The 23,729-nt window shown below is 68.6% G+C and carries 24 protein-coding genes and 1 pseudogene; 17 read left to right on the forward strand and 8 right to left on the reverse strand.

Annotated features, from left to right (window positions below):
* Window positions 1-20: 20 nt before the first annotated feature.
* Window positions 21-608, reverse strand: a complete 588-nt coding sequence (locus DFJ65_RS08235; protein WP_115922611.1) for a T6SS immunity protein Tdi1 domain-containing protein — start codon at window positions 606-608, stop codon at window positions 21-23.
* A 77-nt stretch (window positions 609-685) separates the two neighbouring features.
* Here DFJ65_RS08235 and DFJ65_RS08240 point away from each other — a divergent pair, with 77 nt between their 5' ends.
* A complete protein-coding gene (locus DFJ65_RS08240; RefSeq protein WP_170144038.1) occupies window positions 686-1,591 on the forward strand; it encodes a GNAT family N-acetyltransferase in 906 nt (301 codons plus the stop codon).
* Window positions 1,592-1,700: 109 nt separating this feature from the next.
* On the opposite strand, the gene aceB is transcribed toward DFJ65_RS08240, so the two are convergent.
* Window positions 1,701-3,389, reverse strand: a complete 1,689-nt coding sequence (gene aceB, locus DFJ65_RS08245; protein WP_115922613.1) for a malate synthase A — start codon at window positions 3,387-3,389, stop codon at window positions 1,701-1,703.
* 188 nt (window positions 3,390-3,577) lie between these two features.
* On the reverse strand, window positions 3,578-4,861 hold the full coding sequence (gene aceA, locus DFJ65_RS08250) for an isocitrate lyase (RefSeq protein ID WP_115922614.1): 1,284 nt from the start codon (window positions 4,859-4,861) through the stop codon (window positions 3,578-3,580).
* A 180-nt stretch (window positions 4,862-5,041) separates the two neighbouring features.
* Here aceA and DFJ65_RS08255 point away from each other — a divergent pair, with 180 nt between their 5' ends.
* From DFJ65_RS08255 to trmD, 6 genes and pseudogenes are all read left to right on the forward strand, one after another.
* Complete coding sequence (locus DFJ65_RS08255; protein WP_245950115.1) at window positions 5,042-6,547, forward strand: helix-turn-helix domain-containing protein; 1,506 nt, start codon at window positions 5,042-5,044, stop codon at window positions 6,545-6,547.
* Between the two features lie 208 nt (window positions 6,548-6,755).
* A complete protein-coding gene (gene rpsP / locus DFJ65_RS08260) occupies window positions 6,756-7,271 on the forward strand; it encodes a 30S ribosomal protein S16 (protein ID WP_115922616.1) in 516 nt (171 codons plus the stop codon).
* A gap of 5 nt (window positions 7,272-7,276) precedes the next feature.
* The gene (locus DFJ65_RS08265; RefSeq protein ID WP_115922617.1) at window positions 7,277-7,519 is read left to right on the forward strand and encodes an RNA-binding protein; all 243 of its coding nucleotides are present in this window, start codon (window positions 7,277-7,279) and stop codon (window positions 7,517-7,519) included.
* Between the two features lie 106 nt (window positions 7,520-7,625).
* Window positions 7,626-8,798: an MFS transporter gene (locus DFJ65_RS08270; protein ID WP_147301356.1), complete on the forward strand. Its 1,173-nt coding sequence runs from the start codon at window positions 7,626-7,628 to the stop codon at window positions 8,796-8,798.
* Window positions 8,799-8,845: 47 nt separating this feature from the next.
* Window positions 8,846-9,358: a ribosome maturation factor RimM gene (gene rimM / locus DFJ65_RS08275; RefSeq protein ID WP_115924197.1), complete on the forward strand. Its 513-nt coding sequence runs from the start codon at window positions 8,846-8,848 to the stop codon at window positions 9,356-9,358.
* 2 nt (window positions 9,359-9,360) lie between these two features.
* Window positions 9,361-10,056, forward strand: a pseudogene (gene trmD / locus DFJ65_RS08280) (tRNA (guanosine(37)-N1)-methyltransferase TrmD); the annotation flags it as partial.
* A gap of 104 nt (window positions 10,057-10,160) precedes the next feature.
* Here trmD and DFJ65_RS08285 read toward each other — a convergent pair.
* Window positions 10,161-11,168, reverse strand: coding sequence for a type IV toxin-antitoxin system AbiEi family antitoxin domain-containing protein (locus tag DFJ65_RS08285; protein ID WP_147301357.1), 1,008 nt, complete (start codon window positions 11,166-11,168; stop codon window positions 10,161-10,163).
* 258 nt (window positions 11,169-11,426) lie between these two features.
* On the opposite strand from DFJ65_RS08285, the gene rplS reads away from it, so the two are divergent.
* The 6 genes from rplS to DFJ65_RS08315 are packed head-to-tail and all read left to right on the forward strand — an operon-like array spanning window position 11,427 to window position 15,217.
* Window positions 11,427-11,789, forward strand: coding sequence for a 50S ribosomal protein L19 (gene rplS / locus DFJ65_RS08290; RefSeq protein WP_115922620.1), 363 nt, complete (start codon window positions 11,427-11,429; stop codon window positions 11,787-11,789).
* A gap of 25 nt (window positions 11,790-11,814) precedes the next feature.
* Complete coding sequence (lepB, locus tag DFJ65_RS08295) at window positions 11,815-12,456, forward strand: signal peptidase I (protein ID WP_281269863.1); 642 nt, start codon at window positions 11,815-11,817, stop codon at window positions 12,454-12,456.
* Complete coding sequence (lepB, locus tag DFJ65_RS08300; RefSeq protein WP_115922622.1) at window positions 12,449-13,372, forward strand: signal peptidase I; 924 nt, start codon at window positions 12,449-12,451, stop codon at window positions 13,370-13,372. Before lepB (DFJ65_RS08295) ends, lepB (DFJ65_RS08300) begins: the two co-directional genes overlap by 8 nt.
* Window positions 13,369-14,187, forward strand: coding sequence for a signal peptidase I (gene lepB, locus DFJ65_RS08305; protein ID WP_115922623.1), 819 nt, complete (start codon window positions 13,369-13,371; stop codon window positions 14,185-14,187). The genes lepB (DFJ65_RS08300) and lepB (DFJ65_RS08305) overlap by 4 nt, the downstream gene beginning before the upstream one ends.
* Window positions 14,184-14,915, forward strand: a complete 732-nt coding sequence (locus tag DFJ65_RS08310) for a ribonuclease HII (protein ID WP_425452973.1) — start codon at window positions 14,184-14,186, stop codon at window positions 14,913-14,915. The genes lepB (DFJ65_RS08305) and DFJ65_RS08310 overlap by 4 nt, the downstream gene beginning before the upstream one ends.
* Window positions 14,912-15,217 carry a DUF2469 domain-containing protein gene (locus DFJ65_RS08315; RefSeq protein ID WP_115922624.1) on the forward strand — a complete coding sequence of 102 codons (306 nt, stop codon included), beginning with the start codon at window positions 14,912-14,914 and terminating at the stop codon, window positions 15,215-15,217. Before DFJ65_RS08310 ends, DFJ65_RS08315 begins: the two co-directional genes overlap by 4 nt.
* A gap of 142 nt (window positions 15,218-15,359) precedes the next feature.
* Here the strand turns inward: DFJ65_RS08315 and DFJ65_RS08320 are convergent, their stop codons facing one another.
* Entirely contained in the window at window positions 15,360-16,673 is a 1,314-nt protein-coding gene (locus DFJ65_RS08320) for a DUF2079 domain-containing protein (RefSeq protein ID WP_115922625.1), read from the reverse strand.
* A gap of 458 nt (window positions 16,674-17,131) precedes the next feature.
* On the opposite strand from DFJ65_RS08320, the gene DFJ65_RS08325 reads away from it, so the two are divergent.
* From DFJ65_RS08325 to dprA, 3 genes are read left to right on the forward strand one after another with little or no spacing between them, the layout of a single operon-like run.
* Window positions 17,132-17,509: a YraN family protein gene (locus DFJ65_RS08325; protein WP_115922626.1), complete on the forward strand. Its 378-nt coding sequence runs from the start codon at window positions 17,132-17,134 to the stop codon at window positions 17,507-17,509.
* Window positions 17,506-19,032 carry a YifB family Mg chelatase-like AAA ATPase gene (locus tag DFJ65_RS08330; protein WP_115922627.1) on the forward strand — a complete coding sequence of 509 codons (1,527 nt, stop codon included), beginning with the start codon at window positions 17,506-17,508 and terminating at the stop codon, window positions 19,030-19,032. Before DFJ65_RS08325 ends, DFJ65_RS08330 begins: the two co-directional genes overlap by 4 nt.
* Entirely contained in the window at window positions 19,029-20,189 is a 1,161-nt protein-coding gene (dprA, locus tag DFJ65_RS08335) for a DNA-processing protein DprA (RefSeq protein WP_115922628.1), read from the forward strand. The genes DFJ65_RS08330 and dprA overlap by 4 nt, the downstream gene beginning before the upstream one ends.
* Here dprA and DFJ65_RS08340 read toward each other — a convergent pair.
* Entirely contained in the window at window positions 20,170-20,649 is a 480-nt protein-coding gene (locus tag DFJ65_RS08340) for a helix-turn-helix domain-containing protein (RefSeq protein WP_115922629.1), read from the reverse strand. The genes dprA and DFJ65_RS08340 overlap by 20 nt on opposite strands.
* The gene (locus DFJ65_RS08345; protein WP_115922630.1) at window positions 20,630-21,055 is read right to left on the reverse strand and encodes a hypothetical protein; all 426 of its coding nucleotides are present in this window, start codon (window positions 21,053-21,055) and stop codon (window positions 20,630-20,632) included. The genes DFJ65_RS08340 and DFJ65_RS08345 overlap by 20 nt, the downstream gene beginning before the upstream one ends.
* A gap of 70 nt (window positions 21,056-21,125) precedes the next feature.
* Here DFJ65_RS08345 and DFJ65_RS08350 point away from each other — a divergent pair, with 70 nt between their 5' ends.
* The gene (locus DFJ65_RS08350; RefSeq protein WP_115922631.1) at window positions 21,126-22,040 is read left to right on the forward strand and encodes a tyrosine recombinase XerC; all 915 of its coding nucleotides are present in this window, start codon (window positions 21,126-21,128) and stop codon (window positions 22,038-22,040) included.
* A gap of 1,078 nt (window positions 22,041-23,118) precedes the next feature.
* Here the strand turns inward: DFJ65_RS08350 and DFJ65_RS08355 are convergent.
* Window positions 23,119-23,712, reverse strand: coding sequence for a M23 family metallopeptidase (locus DFJ65_RS08355; RefSeq protein WP_115924199.1), 594 nt, complete (start codon window positions 23,710-23,712; stop codon window positions 23,119-23,121).
* Between the last annotated feature and the right edge of the window lie 17 nt (window positions 23,713-23,729).

The raw sequence follows: 23,729 nt of genomic DNA on the forward strand, positions 1-23,729 counted from the left end.
CGAACCCGGGCGAGCTCAGCTCAGTTGTCGGGCCGGGGCTCGACCATCGACGGCGAGTACGCACGCAGTTCCGGTGTGTCGACCTGCAACAGCAGCGACTGCGACACCGCCGCGTGGCCTCGGTCGAGGTTCGCGGCGCGGTGCGGCCCGCCGAGGGCCAGCATCGGCACATAGTTGAAGCCCTCGTCGAGGTCGGGCACACCGTGCACGGCCGCAGCCTGGGTGAAGTGACGGCTCTCGAGCACCTGCTCGCGGTAGCCGCGATCGCCGAACCGGCGCAGCACCTCGGTGAGCGGCTCACCAGGCTCGGTGACGATGTCCATCGCGCCGAACCGCAGCTTCATCGCGGTGAACGTGCCCGTCTCGGGGATGTACATGATCGTGTCGCACAAGGCGGTGAGGAAGATCGGCACCCCGCTGCGTAGGAAGACGAAACCCTCGTCCTCGAACCAGATCGGGTCGATCACCTTCAGGAATCCGTCGTCGACGAAGCCAACGCCGTGTTCGCGCCACATCGCGCTGATCTCGGGGCCGACCTGGTCGCCGTACCGGTCGAAGACGGCCTGCGGCATGGGGGCGACGGTCTGGAAAGTATCGAAGAAGGGCATGATCGGTCCTTTGGCTCGGGATTTGTTGCAAGTTTGTTCCGAAGACTATGGACGCGACGGGGCGGAAGGTGGTTTCGATGACCGACGAGATGCGCCCGCTCCGCCAAGATGGTGACCGGGTGTGGGTGGCGAGCGTGCACGAGGCCGACGTCGCCCCCTACGGCCGGGCGGTCGAGCTGTCGGCGCCGCGCATCCGGGAGTGGAACCGGGTTCACCCGAGCGACCTGATCGGCCAACTGTCCAGGCAGAGCGAGGTGCACCGCACGCTGGTGGTCCATGCGCGGCGTCCGGTCGGCGACCACGCGATCGTCGGCGTCGTCAACGTGTTCAACATCGTGCGCGGGGCGTTCCAGTCGGGCACGATCGGCTACAACTCCTTCGACCCTTACACCGGCACGGGGCTGTTCGCCGAGGGCCTGCGGTTGGTGCTCGCGCTCGCGTTCACGGCGGAGCCGGACGGCCTGGGTCTGCACCGGATCGAGGCCAACGTGCAGCCGGCGAACGTGCGCTCGGCCGGCTTGTTGCGTTCGATCGGGTTCCGTCGCGAACGCCACGTGCGCCACATGCTTTTCCTCGAAGGCGGTGGCAGACAGGCGAGTTGGCGCGATCACGACTCCTACGCGATCACCGCCGGTGAGCCGCCGACACCGCACCGGCCGAACGAACACCCGCGGGTCGTCGTGGTGGCCGGCACCGGGGCACGACGGCCCGGGCCGGCGGGTGCGCTCGCCGACGAACTCGGGGTGCCGCTGCTGTCGAGCCGAATCATTTCGGTCGACCTCATCTGGCAGGTGCTGGCCACCTCGCCCCCCGGAGCGGTCGTCGAACTGGATCCGGACGCTGTCGGGCGTGACGCAGTGCTCGATGGGCTGCACCGGGCGGATGTGCCGGTCGAGCGTGCCCTGCTGGTCGGCGAGCTGCCGTCCGACCCGTCCGGAATCACCCGAGTTGCGCTGCAGGCCAGAGCGATCGGACTGGGGTGACCACGCCGGTTACAAAAGACGAAGTCGATTGCAAAGACGAAGTCGATTGCAAAGACGAAGGAGGGGAACGGTCGCGATGACCGTTCCCCTCCTCCGTGGGGTGACGTGATCAGGCCGCCGGGGAGCCAGCCATGGCCGGCACCTTCTCCGACTGACGCACGTCCTCCTTGTCGAGCGGACCGCTGAGCCGCAGCGGGCTGTCGATCAGGTAGCGCACGTAGGCGTACGTGGTAAAGAAGCCCGGCAGGTAGTCGCCGAACGCCGTCTCCTCCAGGATGCCGCGAGCCTGCTGGTAGCGCTCGGTGTGCTTGTCGTCGAGGCCACGGGTGAGCTTGGCCATCTCCTCGTCGACCACGCGGTCGAGCAGGTCGCGGGTGACGAACGGGCCCTCGGCCAGCTGCGACTCGTGGTAGAGCCACTGCCACAGCTGGGCGCGGCTGATCTCGACCGTCGCGGCGTCTTCCATCAGGTAGTCGATGAGCACGGCGCCGCGGCCACCGATCCAGGCCGCGAGGTAGCGCAGCGCCACCGAGACGTTGGTGCGCACACCCTGCAGGCTGATCGTCTGCTGCACACCGTCGAGCGACACGAGGTCGGCGGCGGTGACGTTCACCGGACGGATCACGTCACGCTGGTCGTGCTTGTCGCCGAGCACACCGGCGTACGCCTGCAGGCAGGTCTCGACGAGCGCCGGGTGGGCCACCCACGAACCGTCGAAGCCCTCGGACGCCTCGCGCTCCTTCTCCGCACGCACCGCGTTGAGCGCGCGCAGGCGACGCTCCTCGTCCTGCAGAGTCGGGTTGACCGCCGCTGGGCCACCGATCGCGTGCGCACCACGCTTGTGGCAGGTGGCCACCAGCAACCGGGTGTAAGCGCGCATGAACGGGGTCGTCATGGTGATCTGGTCGCGGTCGGGGAGCACGAACTCCTCGCCGCGGTGGGCGAAGGTGCGCACGTAGCTGAAGATGTAGTCCCAGCGTCCGGCGTTGAGCCCCGAGGAGTGCTCGCGCAGTTCGTAGAGGATCTCGTCCATCTCGAAGGCCGCGGTGATCGTCTCGATGAGCACGGTCGCACGGATGGTGCCCTGCGGGATGCCGAGCTCGTTCTGGGCGAACACGAACACGTCGTTCCACAGCCGGGCCTCGAGGTTGTTCTCGATCTTCGGCAGGTAGAAGTACGGACCGGCGCCGAGGTCGATCAGCTTCTGGGCGTTGTGGAAGAAGTACAGGCCGAAGTCGACCAGCGACGCCGACATCGGGCGCGAGTCGATGGTGATGTGCTTCTCGCACAGGTGCCACCCGCGGGGGCGCATCACCAGGGTCGGGCGGTGCTCGCCGACCGACAGGCGGTCGCCGTTCGACTCGTCGTAGGTCAACTGACCGCGGACGGCGTCGAACAGGTTGAGCTGGCCCTCGATGAGGTTCTTCCAGGTCGGGGCGGTGGCGTCCTCGAGGTCGGCCAGCCACACGTCGGCGCCGGAGTTGAGCGCATGCACGGCCATCTTGCGGTTGGCCGGGGAGATCAGTTCGCAGCGGCGGTCGGTGAGGCCGGGCGCTGGGGGAGCGACCTGCCAGGTGTCGTCCTCGCGGATCGCGGCGGTGTCGGCGCGGAAGTCGAGGTTGGCGCCCTGGGTGATCTGGCGCGAGTTCTGACGGCGCGCCTGCAGCAGTTCGGCGCGGCGTCCGGCGAACTCGGAGTCGAGCTTGGCTACGAACGCGAGGGCCTCGGGGGTGACGATCTCGTCGAAGCGGGGGTGCATGGTGCCACGCACCGTCGGAATGCCGTTGGGTCGGTTCATGACGTGCCTCCTTCAAAGGGCCCGGCGCTCGGCCGGAGTGTGCTGACTCGCGAATGATGTGGTGTGAGAGTGGAACTCGGGCTCCTGCGACCGGAGCCAGTTGATCGCAGGAGCCCGAGTGGTACCTGGTGGCGCTCCGAGAGCGCCGTGGTGGTCAGGGGGTACGAGCGTGCTCGCCCCCCGAACTGTCAGTGGAACTGAGCGGTCTCGGTGGAGTCCTTGAGAGCGGTGGTGGAGCTCTCCGGGTTCAGCGCGGTCGAGATCAGGTCGAAGTAACCGGTGCCGACCTCGCGCTGGTGACGCGTGGCGGTGTAACCGCGCTCCTCCGAGGCGAACTCGCGCTCCTGCAGCTCGACGTAGGCCGACATCTGGTTGCGGGCGTAGCCGTGGGCCAGATCGAACATCGAGTAGTTGAGGGCGTGGAAGCCGGCCAGGGTGATGAACTGGAACTTGAAGCCCATGGCGCCCAGCTCACGCTGGAACTTCGCGATCGTGGCGTCGTCGAGGTGCTTCTTCCAGTTGAAGCTCGGCGAGCAGTTGTACGCGAGCATCTGGTCGGGGAAGTCGGCCTTGACGGACTCCGCGAAGTTGCGGGCCAGCTCGAGGTCGGGGGTGCCGGTCTCCATCCAGATCAGGTCGGAGTAGGGCGCGTACGCCTTGGCGCGGGCGATGCACGGCTCGATGCCGTTGCGCACCTTGTAGAAGCCCTCGCCGGTGCGCTCACCGGTGATGAATTCCTTGTCGCGGTCGTCGACGTCGGTGGTGATGAGGGTCGCGGCCTCGGCGTCGGTGCGGGCGATGATGAGGCTCGGCACACCGGCGACGTCGGCAGCCAGACGCGCGGCGTTGAGGGTGCGGACGTGCTGCTGGGTCGGGATGAGCACCTTGCCACCGAGGTGACCGCACTTCTTCTCCGAGGCCAGCTGGTCCTCCCAGTGCACACCGGACGCACCGGCGGCGATCATGGCCTTCATCAGCTCGTACGCGTTCAGCGGGCCACCGAAGCCGGCCTCGGCGTCGGCCACGATCGGCACGACCCACTCGTCGACGGTCTTGATGCCCTCGGAGTGCTCGATCTGGTCGGCGCGCAGCAGCGCGTTGTTGATGCGCTGCACGACCGACGGCACCGAGTTGGCCGGGTAGAGCGACTGGTCGGGGTAGGTGTGGCCGGAGAGGTTCGCGTCACCGGCGACCTGCCAACCCGACAGGTAGATGGCCTTCAGGCCGGCCTTGACCTGCTGCACGGCCTGGTTTCCGGTCAGCGCACCGAGCGCGTTGACGAAGTCCTCGGTGTGAAGCTTGTCCCACAGCTGCTCGGCGCCACGACGGGCGAGGGTGTACTCGATCGGGAAGGAACCGCGCAGCTTGACGACGTCATCAGCGGTGTAGTCGCGGCTGATGCCCTTCCAGCGCTCGTTGGTCTCCCACTCGTTGGTCAGCTCCTGTGCGGACGGCTGCTTGTTGTCGGTCATGGCTCCTCATTCAGATTCGGTGGAGTTCTTGCTGTACGACGATTCTTGACTGGCCCGACGGGAAAGTAACCAGGATTCTGGCGTAAAGATTCACGATTCTTTCGGTAACATGCATCCATGACTTCTGTTTCGAGTGATGCACGTCGCACGAGGTCTCGGTCCGCCCCGAAGCTGGACCGTATGAACTCCGCGACGCAGATCGGCCGCCTCACCGAGCCCGAGGCGCCCGATGCCGAGCTCGACCTCGCCGGCTCGGCGCCCGATCCGTTGACCATCGGACGACGCGTGCGCCACGTGCGCCAGGAGGCCGGCCGCACTCTCGGTGACGTCGCCGACGCCATCGGCATCTCGCCGTCCGCGCTGTCGCTCATCGAGACCGGCAAGCGTGAGCCGCGCCTGTCGGTGCTCGCGGCGCTCGCCAAGGTGCTCGACGCCTCGGTCCAGGACTTCCTGTCGTCGGCGCCGCCGAGCCGCCGGGCCGCACTGGAGATCCGGCTGGAAAAGGCGCAGCGGCAGGAGTCGTACGAGGCACTCGGTCTGCCGAAGGTGAAGGTCGGGCCGCGCCTGCCCGACGAGGCGCTCGAGGCGCTCGTCGGTATGCACGAGGCGATGGCGTCGGCGCAGGCCGACAGCGCCGCCACCCCCGAGCACGCCCGCCGCGCCAACGGCGAGTTGCGCGAACGGATGCGCGCGGCCGACAACTACTTCGGCGACATCGAGGCCGAGGCCGCCACCTTGCTGAAGGCGATCAACCACCCGGGCGGACCGATCAGCCGGGCCGCGGTCGACCGCCTCGCCGGACACCTCGGCTACAAGCTGATCCACACCTCCGACCTGCCCGGCTCGACCCGGTCGGTGAGCGATCTGCGCAACAAGCGCATCTACCTGCCGCAGCCCGAGGCCGGGCAGCACGACTCGCGCTCGTTGGCCATGCAGGCCGTGGGCCACCACGTGTTGGGTCACCGTCCGCCGGCCGACTACTCGGAGTTCCTGTCGCAGCGGGTCGAGATCAACTACTTCGCCGCCGCGCTGCTCATGCCGGAGAAGGACACCGTCGCGCTGCTGCGAACTGCCAAGCAGGACAAGGACATTGCGATCGAAGACCTGCGCGACGCCTACGCGGTCTCCTACGAGACCGCGGCCCACCGGTTCACCAACCTCGCCACCCGGCACCTCGGCATTCCCGTGCACTTCATGCGCATCTCGCAGGAGGGCGTGATCTACAAGGCCTACGAGAACGACGGCATCGTCTTCCCCTCCGACGCCACGGGTGCGATCGAGGGGCAGCGGGTGTGTCGGCAGTGGACGGCGCGTCGCGTGTTCGAGCAACCCGACCTCACCCAGGCCTACCAGGCCTACACCGACACCCGGTCGGGCACCTACTGGTGCACCGCGGTGGTCGATCGCACGTCGGCCGGGTCGTTCTCGGTGAACGTCGGCGTGCCCTATCAGCACGTGAAGTGGATGCGCGGCCGTGACACCCAGGAGCGCAGCGTCTCCCGCTGCCCCGACCCGGCGTGTTGCACCGCCCCACCCCAGCCGCTCGCCGGACGCTGGGACGGCCAGGCCTGGCCGTCCGCGCGGGTGCACTCGCACCTGCTGGCCGCGATGCCGCCCGGTGTCTTCCCGGGTGTCGACGACACCGAGATCTACGCCTTCCTCGACAAGCACGCCCCGACCGACTGACGGCTCGGTCCGCCTTTGGGTCGGGTGGTTCGGCTACGACGATTCGGGGGTTCGGCGCAGCTGTGAGACGATGGCGGGCGTACCCGTCTGCTTGCCGGTCACTGTCGTGCCTGCTACCGGACGGTCTACGCCCCCGAGCGACGGCTCCCCGGTGAATCCGCACCGGTCTCGCCGCCGCTCATCACTATGAACAGGAGACACCACAACAGTGGCAGTCAAGATTCGTCTCAAGCGCCTCGGCGCCATCCGCAACGCCCAGTACCGCGTCGTCGTCATGGACTCGCGCACCAAGCGTGACGGTCGCGCGATCGAGGAGATCGGCCTCTACCACCCGAAGGAAGAGCCGAGCCTGATCCAGATCGACTCCGAGCGTGCGCAGTACTGGCTCGGCGTCGGTGCGCAGCCGACCGAGCAGGTCGCCGCGCTGCTGAAGATCACCGGTGACTGGCAGAAGTACAAGGGCGAGCCGGGTGCCGAAGGCACCCTGAAGACCGCTGCCCCGAAGCCGGACAAGAAGGCCCTCTACGAGGCTGCCCTCAAGGCGGCCCAGGACGGCGAGACCTCCGCCAAGGGCTCGGCCACCACCGCCAAGAAGAAGGCCGAGAAGAAGGCCGACGACGAGGCTCCGGCCGAGGCTGCGGCAACCGAGGCTCCGGCCGAGGCCGCTGCTGAGTCCGAGGCTCCGGCTGAGGCTCCGGCCGACTCCGAGACCGCCGAGGCCTGATCCCGGTGCTCGAGGAAGCGCTCGAACACCTGGTCAAGGGTATCGTCGAGCACGACGACGAGGTAGTGGTGCGCCACAAGGAGATTCGCCGCGGTGAACTCCTCGAGGTGCGCGTGCACCCCGATGACCTCGGTCGCGTGATCGGTCGATCCGGTCGCACGGCGTCGGCGCTGCGGACGGTGGTGCAGGCGCTCGCGTCGGGCCGCAACATCCGCGTCGACATCGTCGACACGGACCGCAGCCGCTGATCGCACCGCACGAGACTCCCCGGAAACATCCGGGGAGTCTCGTCGTTTCTGTTCGCTCGAACAAAGAGATTGCAGGACAACTGGTTTGAGGAGTGAAGAACACGTCGTGAGTGGGGCCGGTGCGGGCGGGCGCCGTCCGGTGCTGGGCAGCCGCGAGTCGGTGATCGCCACCGTCGCGACCTTCGTCGTCAACGGGGTGGGCGTCGGCACCGTGGGTGCGCTCATGCCGACGCTGGCCGATCGGTGGAACACCGACGCCCGCGGCCTCGGTGGGCTGCTCATGCTGTTCGGGCTCGCCGCGATCGTCGGCATCAACCTCGGCGGACGGATGGCCGACCGCGGCGGTGCGCTGCGCCCGGTGCGGTTGGGCCTGGTCGTGATGTCGCTGGGCATCGTGCTGCTCGCGGCGGCGCCGAACCTGCTGGTGGGGTTGCTCGTCGGCGCCGCCTACGGGCTCGGCAACGGCCTGGTCGACACCACCATGAACGTGATGGCGGTCGAGGTCGAGAAGGCCCGTCCGCGACCGCTGATGAGCAGGTTCCACGCCTGCTGGTCGATCGGGTCGCTCACCGGCGCGCTCATCGTGCTCGTCTGCGGATCGGTCTTCGGCACGGCCGGTGCGGTCGCGATCGCGGCGTTCCTGGTGGCCGCCGGGCTGATCGCCGCCGACCTGCAGATCGTGCACCGCTACGCCGCCGACACCGCACCCGTCCACCACCTCGACGAGTCGGGTGGCCGCACCAAGGTGCCGCGGGTCGCGTGGATCCTCGCGGCGATGGCCGTCGGGTTCGGACTGGCCGAGGGCACCGCCTTCGACTGGTCGTCGGTGCACGTGCGCGATCTCGCCGACGTCAGCGACACCCAGGCCGCGCTGGGGCTCGCCGCCTTCTCGGTGTGCATGGTCGCCGTGCGCATGTGCGGTGACTTCCTGGTGCACGCCCTCGGTCGGCGCCTCGTCGTGCGCGTCGGTGCCGCGGTCGCCGCCTGCGGCTATCTGATCGCGGTGCTCGGTTCGGGGCTGGTCGTGCTGCTGTTCGGCTGGGCGCTCGTCGGTGCCGGAATGGCGCTGGTCGCGCCGCAGATCTACGGTCTCGCCGGTCTGCTCGGCGGCGGACGCACGATGTCGCGGGTGGTCACCTTCGGTTACGCAACCTCGCTGGTCGGCCCCGGCCTCATGGGCATGCTCGTGCACTCCGCCGGAGTGCAGCGGGCGATGCTGCTGCCGCTGGCCGGCGCGGCGGCGGTGTGTGCGCTGTCGGTGGTGATGCCGACCGAGTAGAGCGCGGCGTCTGCCGAGCGCGAGGAGGTTTTGCAAGGATGACCGCCATGAACGCCACGAACGAGGTTCTGATCGCCCGCATCGGCAAGCCGCACGGGTTGCGTGGAGAGGTCACCGTGCAGGTGCACACCGACGTACCGCAGGAGCGGTTCGTGACCGGTGCGGTGTTCGGCACCGAACCCGACCGGGGCGAGCTCACCGTGCGAGCCGCGCGCGTGCACAACGGGATTCAACTGCTGGCCTTCGAGGAAGCCACCGATCGCACGGCGGCCGAAGGACTGCGTGGCACCCGCCTGTTCGCCGGAGCCGACGACGAGGAGGACGACGCCTACTACGAGGACGACCTCATCGGCCTCGACGTCGTCGACACTTCGGGTGGGTCGCTCGGCAAGGTCGTCGCGCTGCACCCGCGTCCGGCTCAGGACCTCCTGGAGATCGAGTTGACCGACGGCCGCACCGCCTACCTGCCGTTCGTCGAGGAGATCGTGCCCGAGGTCGACATCGACGCCGGCCGGGTCGTCGCCGACCCGCCGCCCGGACTGCTGGAACTGGGGGAGTGAGCGTGCGTCTCGACGTCCTCTCGATCTTCCCGGAGTACCTCGCCCCGCTCGACCTGTCACTCATCGGCAAGGCCCGCCGCGACGGGCTGCTCGACCTGCGGGTGCACGACCTGCGCGAGTTCACCCACGACCGGCACCGCACCGTCGACGACACCCCGTACGGCGGGGGAGCCGGCATGGTGATGAAGCCGCAGCCGTGGAGCGAGGCGCTCGATGCGGTTGCCGCGCAGGCCGATTCGCGACCGGTGCTGATCGTGCCGGGGCCCGGTGGCGAGCGGTTCACCCAGGCGATCGCGCGCGAGTTGGCGCAGCGTCCGCACCTGGTGTTCGCCTGCGGGCGCTACGAGGGCATCGACGAGCGGGTCTACGACTACGCGGCCCGCGACTACGACGTGCGCGTGCTCTCCCTCGGTGACTACGTGCTCAACGGCGGCGAAGTGGCGGTGCTCGCGATGGTCGAGGCCATCGCCCGGCTGCTGCCGGGCGTGATCGGCAACGCCGAGTCGCTGGTGGAGGAGTCGCACGAGGACGGCCTGCTCGAGTACCCCGTCTACACCAAGCCGGCCGACTGGAACGGGCGCCAGGTGCCCGACGTCCTGCTGTCGGGTGACCACGGTCGCATCGCCACCTGGCGCCACCAGCAGCGCCTCGAACGTACCGCCGCGCGTCGCCCGGACATGTACGAGGCTTACCGCGCCGAGCACCCGGAAGCCTGAGACCAGCAGCCCCGCATCTTGCCAACTGGTGCGCTTCTTGCCACGGGCCTGCACCCAGATGCACACCAATTGGCAAGAAGCGGGTGTCAGGACGCCTTCAGAGCCGGTGTGAGGAGTGCCTGCAGTCGTCGTGGGTCGCGCAGGTCCGCCCAGGTGACACGGACGACCAGGAAGCCGGCCCGCCGTAGCGCGTCCTCGCGGCGCTTCTCCTTGAACAGTTCGTCCCGGCCCTGTGCGCCGCCGTACTTCACGGCACCGTCGAACTCGACGACGATCCGATCACCCACGAGGAAGTCGACCCGGTACGTCCCGGCGTCCGTGGCGATCTCGACCTGCGATCGCCATGGGAGTTCGAGCCCGACCAGTCCCAGCCGGGTGAGCGACTCGCCGGGGGACTCGCACTGCGGATCGGCGAGCCTGATGGTCTCCCGTGCCGACCGGATGCCGCGTCGGCCGATGTTCGGCGTCATCCAATCGTGGAGGTCATCGACGCTGCACCGCTTCTGGTGGAGCGCGGCGTCGGCGGCCACAACGCCTGCCTGGACCCCGCTCGTCGCTGCCACCGAGATGACGGATGCAGCGACCGCAAGCACCGGCACACCGTCCACCTCGTGCGCCGACCCGGGACCCCAGCAGGCCTGGATGCGCACGTCCGCCGCATGCTCGCTCGGCCCGCCGCCGGTGCGGGCGAGAATCGTCGTAGTCGCCTGGCCGATCGTCGGGAGGGCGTGGATGATCGCCGCCGTGCGTGCCGCAGCCACCAACCCACCGACGCGGGTGAGGCGCCGGACGGCGGCGCGGGCCGCCGTCCGCTCCTGGTTGCGGGCGTCGAGAGAGCGCCACAGTGGCCCGTCGACGTAGGCGCCCCGGCGTGCCCGGACAAGATGCCCCTGCCGCAACCAGACGACGACCTGCTCGGACTGCGCTCCGAGGGCGGCAAGGTCATCGGCGGTGATGATGCCGTTCAGGTCTGCGATCCGGGCCGCAATGGTCATCGGAAGTTCCATGCCGTCAGGGCACCAGATCGTCGCGCCCGCGAGCGCGCCGCGCGGGTCGGGTGTGGACAGCGCGCGCGCCGCAGCAGGGCTGTTCACTCTGCCGAAACCGCATCTTGCCAACTGGTGCGCTTCCTGCCACGGGCCTGCACCCAGATGCAGACCAGTTGGCAAGATGCGGAGCCGGGCGGGGACGATTTCGTCGAACGGCGCAGTTCTGGCAAACTTGGTCCTTGCGTCCTGACCCCCGCCACAGGGGGAGTGACCCCGGGAAACCAGCGGTCATGCGGTCGACACCGGACGCCTACTTGTACTAACGATCGTGGCGACCTGTGGCGCCACAAGGAAGCAGCAGTCATGCAGAAGTTCGACGAGCTCGACGCCAAGAGCCTCAAGAGCGACATCCCGGCCTTCCGCGCCGGTGACACCGTCAAGGTGCACGTCAAGGTCATCGAGGGCAACCGCTCCCGTGTCCAGGTGTTCCAGGGCGTCGTCATCCGCCGCCACGGCGCCGGTGTGGGCGAGACCTTCACCGTCCGCAAGATCAGCTTCGGCGTCGGCGTGGAGCGCACCTTCCCGCTGCACACCCCGGTGATCGACAAGGTCGAGGTCGTCACCCGCGGTGACGTGCGTCGCGCCAAGCTGTACTACCTGCGCGACCTGCGCGGCAAGGCAGCCAAGATCAAGGAGCGTCGCGAGACCCCGGCCGCCAAGGCCTGAGTCGTTGACGCACCCGGGCGGCGACGTGTCTTCGGACGCGTCGCCGCCTTCTGCATCTTCTGCATCCCCGAGGTTCGGTTCGAGAGCCACGCGGCGGTGGATCGCCGTCCTGGCCGTGCTCGCCGCCCTGATGGTGCTCCGTCCGGTGTTCGTCGAGACCTACACCGTGCCGTCGATCTCGATGGAGCCGGCGTTGTCGCCGGGCGACCGGATCGTGGTCGACAAGCACGGCTCGATCCACCGCGGCGATCTCGTGGTCTTCGTCGCCGACGAGGCGTTCTACGGACGCGACCCCGACCGGGGCGTGCTGCAACGGCTCGGTGACTTCTTCGGGGTGCGTCCGAGCGAACACGTCTTCGTCAAACGGATCATCGGGCTCCCAGGTGAACGTGTGAGTGTGGACGCGGCGGGAACCCTGCGCATCGACGGACGCGTTCAGCACGAGGCGTACCTCCCGGACGGGGTGCGTGCCAGCACGACACCGTTCACGACCCGCGTGCCTCCCGGTCGCTACTTCGTGATGGGTGACAATCGGGGCGCCTCCGACGACTCGCGCAATCACCTCGGCGATCCGGGTGGAGGGAGCGTCAGAGCCTCCGACGTCATCGGAGACGTCGTGTGGAGATACTGGCCCAAGGACGGATGGGGGAGCGTGGACCATGAGTGACCGGCAGTTCCGCCTGCCCCGCAAGAATTCCGACGACCCGCGGGAGGCTCGCACCGTCGGGTTGTCCCGCTCGGAGTACCGGCGACTGGTCGCCGACACCCAGCGTCCGCAGGAGCCGCAAGACCCGAGCAGCGCCTCAACCGTGTCAATCTCCACCGAGCAGATCGAGCAGGTGCGGCGCAAGGGCCAACCGGAGCAGGTGGGCAAGTTGCCCGCCCGGCCCAACCCCGAACCCCGTCGCCGTCCGTCCTTCCTGCGCGAACTCGGCGTCGTGGTCGGCGTCGCACTCGTGCTGTCGATGCTGGTGAAGACCTTCCTGGTCCAGCCGTTCTGGATCCCGTCGGGATCGATGGAGAACACCTTGGTGCAGGGCGACCGGGTGATCGTCAGCAAGCTGACCCCGGGGCCGTTCGATCTGAAACGCGGCGACGTGGTGGTGTTCGCCGACGACGAGCACTGGCTCGACCAGCCGAACGTCGAGCGCAGTTCGGTGGCCAACATCATCGTCAGGCCGCTGCAGTTCGTCGGGCTCTACCCCGAAGGCGACGATCACCTGATCAAGCGGTTGATCGGCCTGCCCGGCGACCGCGTGTCGTGCAAGGCCGGCGGCAAGCTCACCGTCAACGGCGTCGCGCTCGATGAGCCGTACGTCTACCCGGGCGACAGTCCCTGCACCGACGCCGGCGGCGAGGAGAACTGGGACATCGTGGTGCCCGAGGGGCGCGTGTGGGTGATGGGAGACCACCGGGGCGACTCCGCCGACAGCCGGACCCACGACGCCGGCTCCGGCGGCAAGCAGGGCTCGATCCGGATCGACTCCATCACGGGGCGGGCAGTTGCAATCGTGTGGCCGCTGACCAGAATGGACGGGCTCGGCAGTTACTCATCGACCTTCGACAAGGTGCCCAATCCATGACGAACGATCGCGTCGACCCTGCGTCGACGAACGAACCCGTCGACCCCGGCAGGGTCGACTCCTCCGCGGACGCCGCACCCGAGGGTGACACCGGCCGCGGCGACGAGGCGTGCGCGCCGGGTGCCGTGCCGACCGAGCAGGACCCGCCGAAGAAGCGCCGCAAGGGCGGTGCCCTGCGCGAGGCAGTCGTCGTCGCCGTCATCGCGCTCGCGCTGTCGTTCCTGGTGAAGACCTTCGTGGCGCAGCCGTTCTACATTCCGAGCCAGTCGATGGAGAACACCCTCGACGTCGGCGACCGCATCGTGGTCTCGAAGTTCACCCCGCAGCATTCGCCGCTGCACCGCGGTGACGTGATCGTCTTCTCCCAGCCGGCGTCGTGGGGGCCGCCGCCCCCGGAGAGCAGCAACGCCGTCAAGCGGTGGGCCAAGGACGCGCTGACCTTCGTCGGCATCCTGCCCGGTGGGTCGCAGCACCTCGTGAAGCGTCTGATCGGGATGCCCGGCGACCAGGTGGCGTGCTCGGGGCAGAAGTTGCAGGTCAACGGGGTGACGCTCGCCGAGCCGTACATCAAGCCCGGCGCCAAGCCGTGCCAGACCGACTTCTCGATCACCGTGCCCGCCGGCAAGGTGTGGGTGATGGGTGACAACCGGGACGAGTCGTACGACTCGCGCGGCCACGACGACGGCACCGGCCAGACCGGTTCGGTTCCGGAGTCGGACATCACCGGACAGGTCGTCGCGGTTGCGTGGCCGATCAGCCGGTTCTCCAGCGTCGACGCCCACCCGGCCACCTTCGCGAAGGTGCCGAACAAGTGACGGTGTCCCGCAAACCGAGCCTGCGCGTCGAGCGGTCACTGCAGCGCGAGGGTTTCCGGGTGCTCGCCGGCATGGACGAGGTCGGCCGCGGCGCGCTCGCCGGCCCGGTGTCGGTGGGCGTGGTCGTGATCGACGAGGCCACCCGCACCGCGCCGATGGGTGTGAAGGACAGCAAATTGCTCACGCCGGCGGCCCGGGTGGCAATGGTGCCGAAGGTGCAGCGGTGGGCGCTCGACCACGCCGTCGGACACACCAGCGCGGCGGAGATAGACGAGATCGGCATCATCGCCGGTCTGCGGCTGGCCGGACGCCGCGCACTCGCACAGCTGAGCGTGGTGCCCGACCTGGTGATCCTCGACGGCAACCACGACTGGTTGTCCGACCCGCACCAGCAGGGGCTGTTCGCGTTCGTCGGTGACGGCCCGGCCACGCCGCCGGTGCGCACGATGATCAAGGCCGACATGAAGTGCTCGTCGGTGGCGGCGGCCAGCGTGCTCGCGAAGGTCGAGCGCGACGGCATGCTCACCCAATTGCACGAGGATTACCCGCAGTACAACTGGGCCGGAAACAAGGGCTACTCCGCACCCGACCACCTCGCCGCGCTCGACGAGCACGGACCGTGCGAACTGCACCGGCGGTCGTGGCGCCGGTTTGCGGTGGAGCAGGATCGGGCCGATGTGTTCGCGGCGCCTAGAGTGGAGCCGGACGTCGTGAAGGAGGGCGCGTGAGCGCGGAGGATCTCGAGAAGTACGAAACCGAGCAGGAACTGCAGCTCTACCGCGAATACCGGGATGTCGTCGGCCTGTTCACCCATGTCGTCGAGACCGAGCGTCGGTTCTACCTGTGCAACGAGGTCGACGTGCTGGTGCGCGGCGAGGGCGCCGAGGTGTTCTTCGACGTGCGGATGAACGACGCGTGGGTGTGGGACGTCTACCGGCAGGCGCGGTTCGTGAAGAACGTGCGCGTGCTGACGTTCAAGGACGTCAACGTCGAGGAACTCCCGCCGCGCGACCTGCAGATGCCGGAGTAGTCCGTGCAGTTGCCGCCGGGTTCAGTAAGAATTCCACGGCCACCGGGGACCCAAGAAACGACCCGCGATATCGCATCCGGAACTCCCAGCGACCCGGGCAAAAGACCTCGCCGATCGGTTCTACGCGGACGCCTCGCTGTCCTCAACCGAGGCAGTCGAGGCCGGCGACAACGCCGGGTTCCGGAGTGGCGACGAGGACGTACTTGCCGGCGACGGTGACCGGCCATCCCCGTGAAATCGCGATCCCACGCAGTTGCGACTGAGCGCATTTGGGAAACTGGTCGATCCAGGGGCCATCAGTCGTGAACAACACGTAGTCGGTATTCACACCCGTGTTCGCGGCAAGCTTGTAGGTCGGATGGGTGCTGACCAAGTAGGCAGCAGCATCGTTCGACGCGGCGACCGACCTGCCCATTGGGATCTGTCGGGACAGTTCTTCGAGGCGACGCAGGTCTGCACCAGCTGACAGTGTCGTGCCGACGTGACCCGTTCGCTCGACAATGTGCAGAGTCCCGAGCGAGGTGGAGACTACGGCGGCAACCGCAACACAGGCAATCACGCGAGGCCGCCAAGTCGTGGTGCTTGAGGCCGCCGCCGTGCGACGGATGCCATCGACGGCTGCAATCACGGCAACGACGGTCGGCAGCAAGTCGTAGTGGAAGTCGATCCGCCAGTAGGACGGATTACTGGAGAGCACCCGCCACGCGAGCGTCGGGAGTGCCAACAAGACGATCGGCGACCGGAGCCCAACGAACGCAGACGCGACGACGAAGAGTGCGATGGGCGCGACCCGGCTCCACAACGGGGCAGGCGTGTGGTGCCCGCCGAAGTACTTCGAGTACTCGCTATGCCCGTTCACTGACTTGATGACCACGTACGCAACTGCCACGGCGGCAATACCAGTTAGACCGAGCATCGCTGCGCGGCGCCGATCGTCGACCCCGCGCTCGCGGTAAAGAATCCACCAGGCACACCTTGCACCGAATATCGTCAGCCCTAGATCCTCCTTGACAAGGGCAAGCATGACGGCACTGATCATCGAGACACGGAAGCGTCGCTCCAGAATGGAGATCGCCAGCAACGCCAGAACGGGGGCTCCGAACGCAACCTCATGGACATCGAACAGGGCCGCACCGAGGACGCCCGGGCCGAGGCACAGGAGCATGGTCGCTACGATGAGTGCGTATCGAGACCCAAGACTCCGGTACGCGTAGGCGGCAATGAGTGCGACGGTCAGTCCGAGCGAGAACGCTTGGGCGACCAATAGGACTCGAGGGTCGGGCCAGAATCGCCAGCCCATTGCCACGACCGCCATGATCGGACTGAAGTGGTCACCGAGCAGGTCGATCTGGCGAATATCGGAATGCGGTAACCGGCCGTGCGACCACGATTGGGCCGATTGCGCAAAAATGCCCAAGTCGTACCCGGTCGCAAGCCCGTTGGACCATCGGTTCATCGCCAACAGCGCGAACCATACTGTGGATAGCGAGAAAGCGACGGCAAACTGGCACCAGCCGCGACGGGGTCGCTGCGCGTTGGGACTGGTGTGAGCTACTGCGGCTGTCAAAGATTCCCCCTTGTCACCGACCAGTGTGCCAGTCAGCCAAATTGGTCGTGCGTGCACTCTTGGTCCGCCCGTGAACACCTCCTGGACGGCATTCGACAACGTTCCGCCCGCGCCAGTCGGTAACGCAGGAGCGGCCTGCCGCGTGACCTATCCCGCAGGGCCACACAGCTCCCGCAGGGCCACACAGCCGCGAACGCAACTCACGACGGCTTGTCGTGTGGGATCGGTTGGGTGCACGGCGGTGGTCCCCACAGCCACCCGGTTGCGCGGTGTCCGTCCACAGAACGGCGACCGGCACCTCACGCACGGCTCTTCGTCGCGCAGGCTCACCCGCGGAGGTGAGCTCGATGGACGAGGAGATGACCCGGCACCGGCGGTCGCTGGGAGCACAGGGCGAGGAGATCGCGGCCGATTATCTGCGGTCGTTGGATTGGTCTCTGCTGGAACGGAATTGGCGCTGCAACGAGGGTGAACTCGACATGATCGCGTATGACTGCGAGACAGGTGCGGTGGTCGCGGTCGAGGTGAAGACCCGCAATACGGCCCACTTCGGCCGGCCGGTCGAACACGTGGGGCAGGACAAGATCGACCGGGTGCACCGGTTGGTGCGGCGGTGGCTGTACGAGCAGGGTCTGTTCGCCCGGGAGGTGCGGGTCGACCTCATCGGCATCGTGCTGGTCGACGACGCGGTGGTCGACCTGGAGCACCTGCGGGACATCGCATGACGATCGGTCGCACCCTCTGCGTCGCGGTCAACGGCATCGAGGGCACCGTCGTCGAGGTCGAGGCGATGACCGGCGACGGCAAACCCGCGTTCACGATCATCGGGTTGCCCGACACCGCCTGTCGGCAGGCACCCGACCGCATCCGTGCCGCCGCCACGAACTGCAAGCTGAAGATGCCGCGCGAGAAGATCACGGTGAACCTCTCGCCGGCCAACCTCACCAAGCAGGGCAGTGGCTACGACCTGGCCATCGCGATGGCGACCCTTGCGACCCGCGACGACGTCGATGCGGCGTTGATTCGTGGTGTGGTGCATCTCGGCGAACTCGGTCTCGACGGCACCCTTCGGCCGGTCAATGCGGTGCTGCCCGCGGTGCTCGCGGCCCGTGCGGCCGGGGTGAAGACCGTGGTCGTGCCGGTCGCCAACGCCCGGGAGGCAGGGTTGGTCGAGGGCATCGAGGTGGTGCCCGCGGCGTCCCTCGACACCCTCGTGGCCCGATACAAGGCGATGCGTCGGCGGTGGCGGCTGCCCGAGCCGCCGGAGTTGCCGACGATGAGTCGCGCGAACACTCGTTCGGTGCCCGACATGGCCGACGTGATCGGTCAGCCCGAGGCGCGGTTCGCGCTCGAAGTCGCCGCCGCCGGCATGCACAACCTGTCGATGGTCGGCCCGCCCGGAGCCGGCAAGACCATGCTGGCGGAGCGGCTCGCCGGCATCCTGCCGCCGCTCGACGACGAGACCGCGTTGCAGGCGACCGCGGTGCACTCGGTGCTCGGGGTGCTGAAGGACGGTGAGTTGGTGCGGCGTCCGCCCTTCGTCGCGCCGCACCACGGCGCCAGCATGACCGCGATCATCGGTGGTGGTGCCGGACGCGTGCGACCGGGCGCGATCTCCCGGGCGCACGGCGGCGTGTTGTTCCTGGATGAGGCCCCGGAGTTTCACCGGGAGGTGCTCGATGCGCTGCGCCAACCGCTGGAATCGGGCACGGTGCAGGTGGCGCGCTCGGTGGGTGTGTTCACGTATCCGGCGCGGTTCCAGCTGGTGCTGGCCGCGAACCCGTGTCCGTGCGGTCAGGGCCTCACCCGCAACTGCACCTGTTCGGCGCCGGTGCTGCGCACCTACCGCAGTCGGTTGTCGGGGCCCTTGCTCGACCGGGTCGATGTGCAGTTGCGTGTTCACGCGGTCAAGCGGGTGACGAACGCGCCGCCGCAGGAGACCTCGGAAGCGATCGGGGAGCGGGTGCTGCGTGCCCGCGCGGCGCAGCGGGAGCGGTGGCGGGCGGTCGGCCGGACGACCAACGGGTCGGTGCCGGGGCCGGTGCTGCGCTCGAGTGCGTGGCGGTTGCCGGCGGAGGTCACGCGTCCGTTGGATGCGCAGCTCGACCGCGGCTTGCTGACGCTGCGCGGCTACGACCGCTGTTTGCGCGTTGCGTGGACGCTCAGCGACCTGGCCGGCGCACCGCGTCCGCAGGCAGCGCACCTGTTGCAGGCCCTCGGGCTGCGTTCGGGGCAGGAGGCGGCATGAACAACCACCAGTCTGAAGCGTCTGAGACCTCGTCGGCGTCATCGCAGTTGCCGCATTGGGCGGGTCTGTCACCCGAGCGCGCCGCGCGGGTGCGGCTCAGCGTGGCGGTGGAACCGTGCGACCGGGTGGTCGCGCCGCAACTGGTCGGGCTCGACGGCGTGTCGGCGTGGAACGCGGTCGCCCAGGGCCTGCGGGGTCCGTTCGCCAGGTGTCGGTCACGGGTGGAGCAGGTCGACCTGATGCGGCTGTGGTCGGTGGCACGGGCCACCCGGATGCGGGTGGTGATCCCTGGCGATGACGAGTGGCCGTCCGGGCTCGACGATCTTCCGGTGCCGCCGTGGTGCCTGTGGGTACGCGGCGAGGGGCGGCTGGAGGAACTCACCCGGCGGTCGGTCGCGATCGTCGGATCGCGGGCGGCCACCGCGTACGGATCGGGAGTCGCACGCTCGATGGCGGCGGACCTCGGCGACGCCGGCTTCGTGGTGGTGTCGGGCGCGGCCACCGGCATCGACATCGCGGCGCATCAAGGTGCGCTCGGTGCCGGACGACCGACGGTGGCCGCGCTGGCGTGCGGTCTGGATCGTGCCTATCCGGCGGCGCACCGCGACCAACTCGACCGCATCCGCGACGACGGGGTGTTGGTGTCGGAGTATCCGCCGGGGCAGACCCCGATGAAGTACCGCTTCCTCGCGCGCAACCGGTTGATCGCCGCGATGACCGCGGCGACGGTCGTGGTCGAAGCCGGGCTGCGGTCGGGGTCGTTGAACACCGCCGGCCATGCCGTCGATCTGGCCCGCCCGGTCGCGGCGGTGCCCGGTCCGGTCACATCGGCAACGAGCATCGGATGCCACGAGTTGATCCGCCAAGGCGCGGTGTTGGTGTCGGACGCCTCGGACGTGCTGGAGTTGCTCGGCCCGCTGAGCGTGCCCGCCCTCGACCCGAAACGGGAGCAGGACACGATGCTCGACCTGTTGTCGGAGGTCGCCGGTCGCACCCGCGACGCCTTCCCGACCGGTCGTTCCGTCAGCGTCGACGTCCTGGTCGCCCGGGCCGGCCTGGAGGTGGGCGAGGTGCTCGCCGGGTTGGGGGAGTTGCGGGCGCTCGGCATGGTCGAACAACGTGACGAAGGGTGGTGCCTCACCCGGGCCGGTCAGTGAGCGCGCTGTCCACGACTGACTCGATGTCGGTCTTTGCGCCGGCCTTTGCGTCGGTCGCTGCGTCCGGACCGCAGTCGAGCGGCGTGTCGGGCCACGGTTCGCCGGAGTCGAGTTCGGCCCGCCACGACGTCAACCGGGCCCGGGCCTCGAGGAGCATCCGCTCCTTCTCCTCCAGCGCCGCCTCCAGTCGGTCGATGGCGGCCCGCGCGGCGTCGATCCGCTCGCGCACCGTGCGGGTCTCGGTCTTGGCCGCCAGCATCCCGCGCACCTGCTCCAAGCTGAAGCCGACCTCGCGCAGGGCGGTGATGACCTGCAACTGGTCGAGCGTCGACTCCTCGTAGCGGCGAGCGCCACCGAGGGTCCGGTCCGGTGCGGGGATGAGACCTTCGCGCTCGTAGTAGCGCAGCGCATCGGCGCTGAGCCCGCTGCGGCGCGACACCTCACCGATGGGCAGCGACATACCAGGAGTACAACACGAGGGCGGCCGCGACGAGCGTCGCCCGCACCACGTGGTGGCTCAGGTGGAACTCGCCGATGGTGCGACCCCACAGCAGCGGTGCGGCGCAGACCAGGGCGGCTGCGATGACGGCGAGTGCGATCAACGCCTCGCGCGGCCCACCGCCCGCCGATCGGTCGGGGAGCCCGGCGAGCACAACCGCCGCGAGGCTCAGCACGGCCGCGGAAAGGTAGGCCACCGCGGGCGCGCCGAGGGCGACGGCGTCGAGACCGGTGCCCGATGCCTCGCGGGCGAGGGCGGCAAGGGCGAGCAGTTGAGACAGGGCGATGAGCGCGAAGGGGGTCAGCAGGAGAATCCATATGACGACGAGCCAAGACCCTGGAGCGCGCTCCAGGTCAAGTCCCAGCACCGAACTTGGTGGGCAGCTGAACCGTGCGGCGTTACCGGCCGGAACGGTGCGCCGGCACTAAGTTGCGATCATGAGCAGCGCGCCCGACGAGCACCTCGTCGCGGACTTCCTCACCCATCTGCGGGTCGAGCGCAACCGGTCCGACCACACCGTGCGGGCCTACGGCGGCGACCTGGAGGCGCTGTCGGGGTTCCTGGCCGAGCGGGGCGTCGACCGATGGGACGACGTCGCTCTGGCCGACCTGCGTTCGTGGCTGGCGTCGATGGACGAAGCCGGCGCGGCGAAGTCGACCATCGCGCGGCGTGCGACGAGCGTGCGCGCGTTCTTCCGGTGGGCGGTGCGACGGGGCGCGCTCGCGCAAGATCCGGCGTTGCGGCTGCAGTCTCCCAAGAAATCCAAGACGCTCCCCGGGGTACTGCGTCAGTCGACGGCCGGCGAACTCATGGACGTCGCGGCGGTCGCCGCCGACGACGCCGACCCGGTGCACCTGCGTGACCGAGCGGCCCTCGAACTGCTCTACTCAAGCGGTTTGCGCATCGGCGAACTCGTCGGCCTCGACATCGACGATGTCGACCGGGAACGGATGGTCGTGCGGGTGCTCGGTAAGGGAAACAAGGAACGCACCGTTCCGTTCGGCCGGCCTGTCGCTCGCGCGCTCGACGCCTGGCTCGACACCGGCCGCCCGCAACTGGCGACCGCGACGTCGGGGCCGGCGGTGTTCCTCGGCCGACGCGGCGCCCGCGTCGATCCGCGCACCGTGCGGCGCTCGCTGGAGAACCTCCTACGACATGTGCCCGACGCCCCCGAACTCAGCCCGCACGGCTTGCGGCACAGTGCCGCCACCCACATGCTCGAGGGCGGCGCCGACCTGCGGATGGTGCAGGAGATGCTCGGTCACTCCAGCCTCGCGACGACGCAGGTCTACACCCACGTCTCGGTCGAGCGGCTGCGGCGCTCGTTCAGTCAGGCGCACCCTCGTGCCTGAGCTGCGGCGGCCCCAGCACCAACCGAACAGCCGCCCTGGCAGCCGACCCCAGCAGCGAGCACCCCACCAAGAGTTCCCTGGCGGCACGTAAGTGGCGGCTGTAGCATCAGGATACTTCGCTGGCGTCGGATCGTTGTTCGGGCCGGAAGGAACCGTCATCGGTGGCGTCGCCGGCTTCACGTATGGTTGCGGAGCAGGAGTAATCGCAAATGCAACGCTCGGCTTCAATCCGATCCAGGACTTCCATCAGCCCTTTACACAATGAGGTCGAATGGTGGTGAGTCATAGCCACGTGAAACGTGATCAAGCTAGAAAGAGTACGTTCCCGGCATGGTTGTACCTAGCAGCGATTGCAACAGGAGCCCTTACCTTTGGAGGATCGCAACTCAAACAATCGAATGAGGGCTTGGGGTCGCTCCTCCAAATATTGTCGCTCCCGCTCGCGATCGTCACACTATGGGGGGTTGTCCGCTACTTTCGCGTGTTATTCAACAGCATCGAAGATGGCGACGATACTAAGGATCGCGGCGAACGGTGATTGACCACGTCGGGACATGCGATCCCAGGCCTTGGGGCGCTATCTCTCACGCAAGGCCCTCCCGACTCGCCGACTAGCTGGCGGGGCTGGGTAGGCTATCTCTGGGTGACAGAAGGGGGCCAAAACGCTGGTTGTGGCCCCCTGATCCTGATGTGTGTGGAACATTTACTGACCGAGCCCTCGATCAGGTGCCGCCCCGGTACGGCGTGGGGGTGCCAGCCATTCATTGGACCAGCCGCGCGCCGGACCGGTGCCGGCGGCCGGGAACCGAGGTCGCCCGGAGCTGCCGTGAGCTGCGGCCTGTTGGGCCTCGATCGCCTCTGCCGGCAGCTCCGGCGCGGGAGTGGTGCGCATCGACGAGGGGACGCGGCCGGCCTCGACGTCATCCCCGCGCCGACCAGGACAGGCACGAGCTGCTGCTGGGTGATGGTTTTGCCGCGACCAAGGTCGACGAGCTCCTGGCGGGCGGCCTGCGCACCTCGCAGAGCGCGCACGGTGCGCTGGATCTGCTTCATCACCGCGTACCAGTGACCACGCCGCTCAGGGCACCGGCAACAGTCGCACCCGGGTTGATCCGAGCAAGGTGAGCGGGTCGCGGTAGTCGCGCGGCCCGACCAGCAGCCCCCAATGCAGGCAACTGCGCGGAGCGCAGTGCGACCCACCGGCAGCGAGCGTGCCGACGCGATCGCCGCCGGCCACCGAGGTGCCCACCGCGCTGCGGTCGTCGAGCGGTTCGTAGGTGGTGCGGCGTCCGTCGCGGTGGGTGACCGTCACCGTGCCGCGGCCGGCGATCACCCCGGAGTGGGTCACCGTGCCCGCACCGGCCGCCAGCACTGCCGCACCGGTGCTGCCGAGCAGGTCGACCCCGCGATGTCCGGCGGCCCACGGCTGCGGCGGCTGCTCGAAGGGTCTGATCACCGGGGGAGTGGGCGCCAACGGCCACCGGTAGTCACCGGTCGGGGCCACTCCGGTCGGGGTTGTGCCAACCGTGCCGGACCCCGATCGGGCCACCGCCACCCCGCCGGCGGACGCGGCGAGCACCGGCACGGATGACGCGGGTGAGGTCGGCGCCTGCGCCGGCGCGGTCGCCCCGAGGGTTGCCGAGAGCCAGACGAGTGCGAGAAAGGTCTTCATCCACGACACGGTGCGTG

The organism is Calidifontibacter indicus, from assembly GCF_003386865.1.
Taxonomy (GTDB): domain Bacteria; phylum Actinomycetota; class Actinomycetes; order Actinomycetales; family Dermatophilaceae; genus Yimella; species Yimella indica.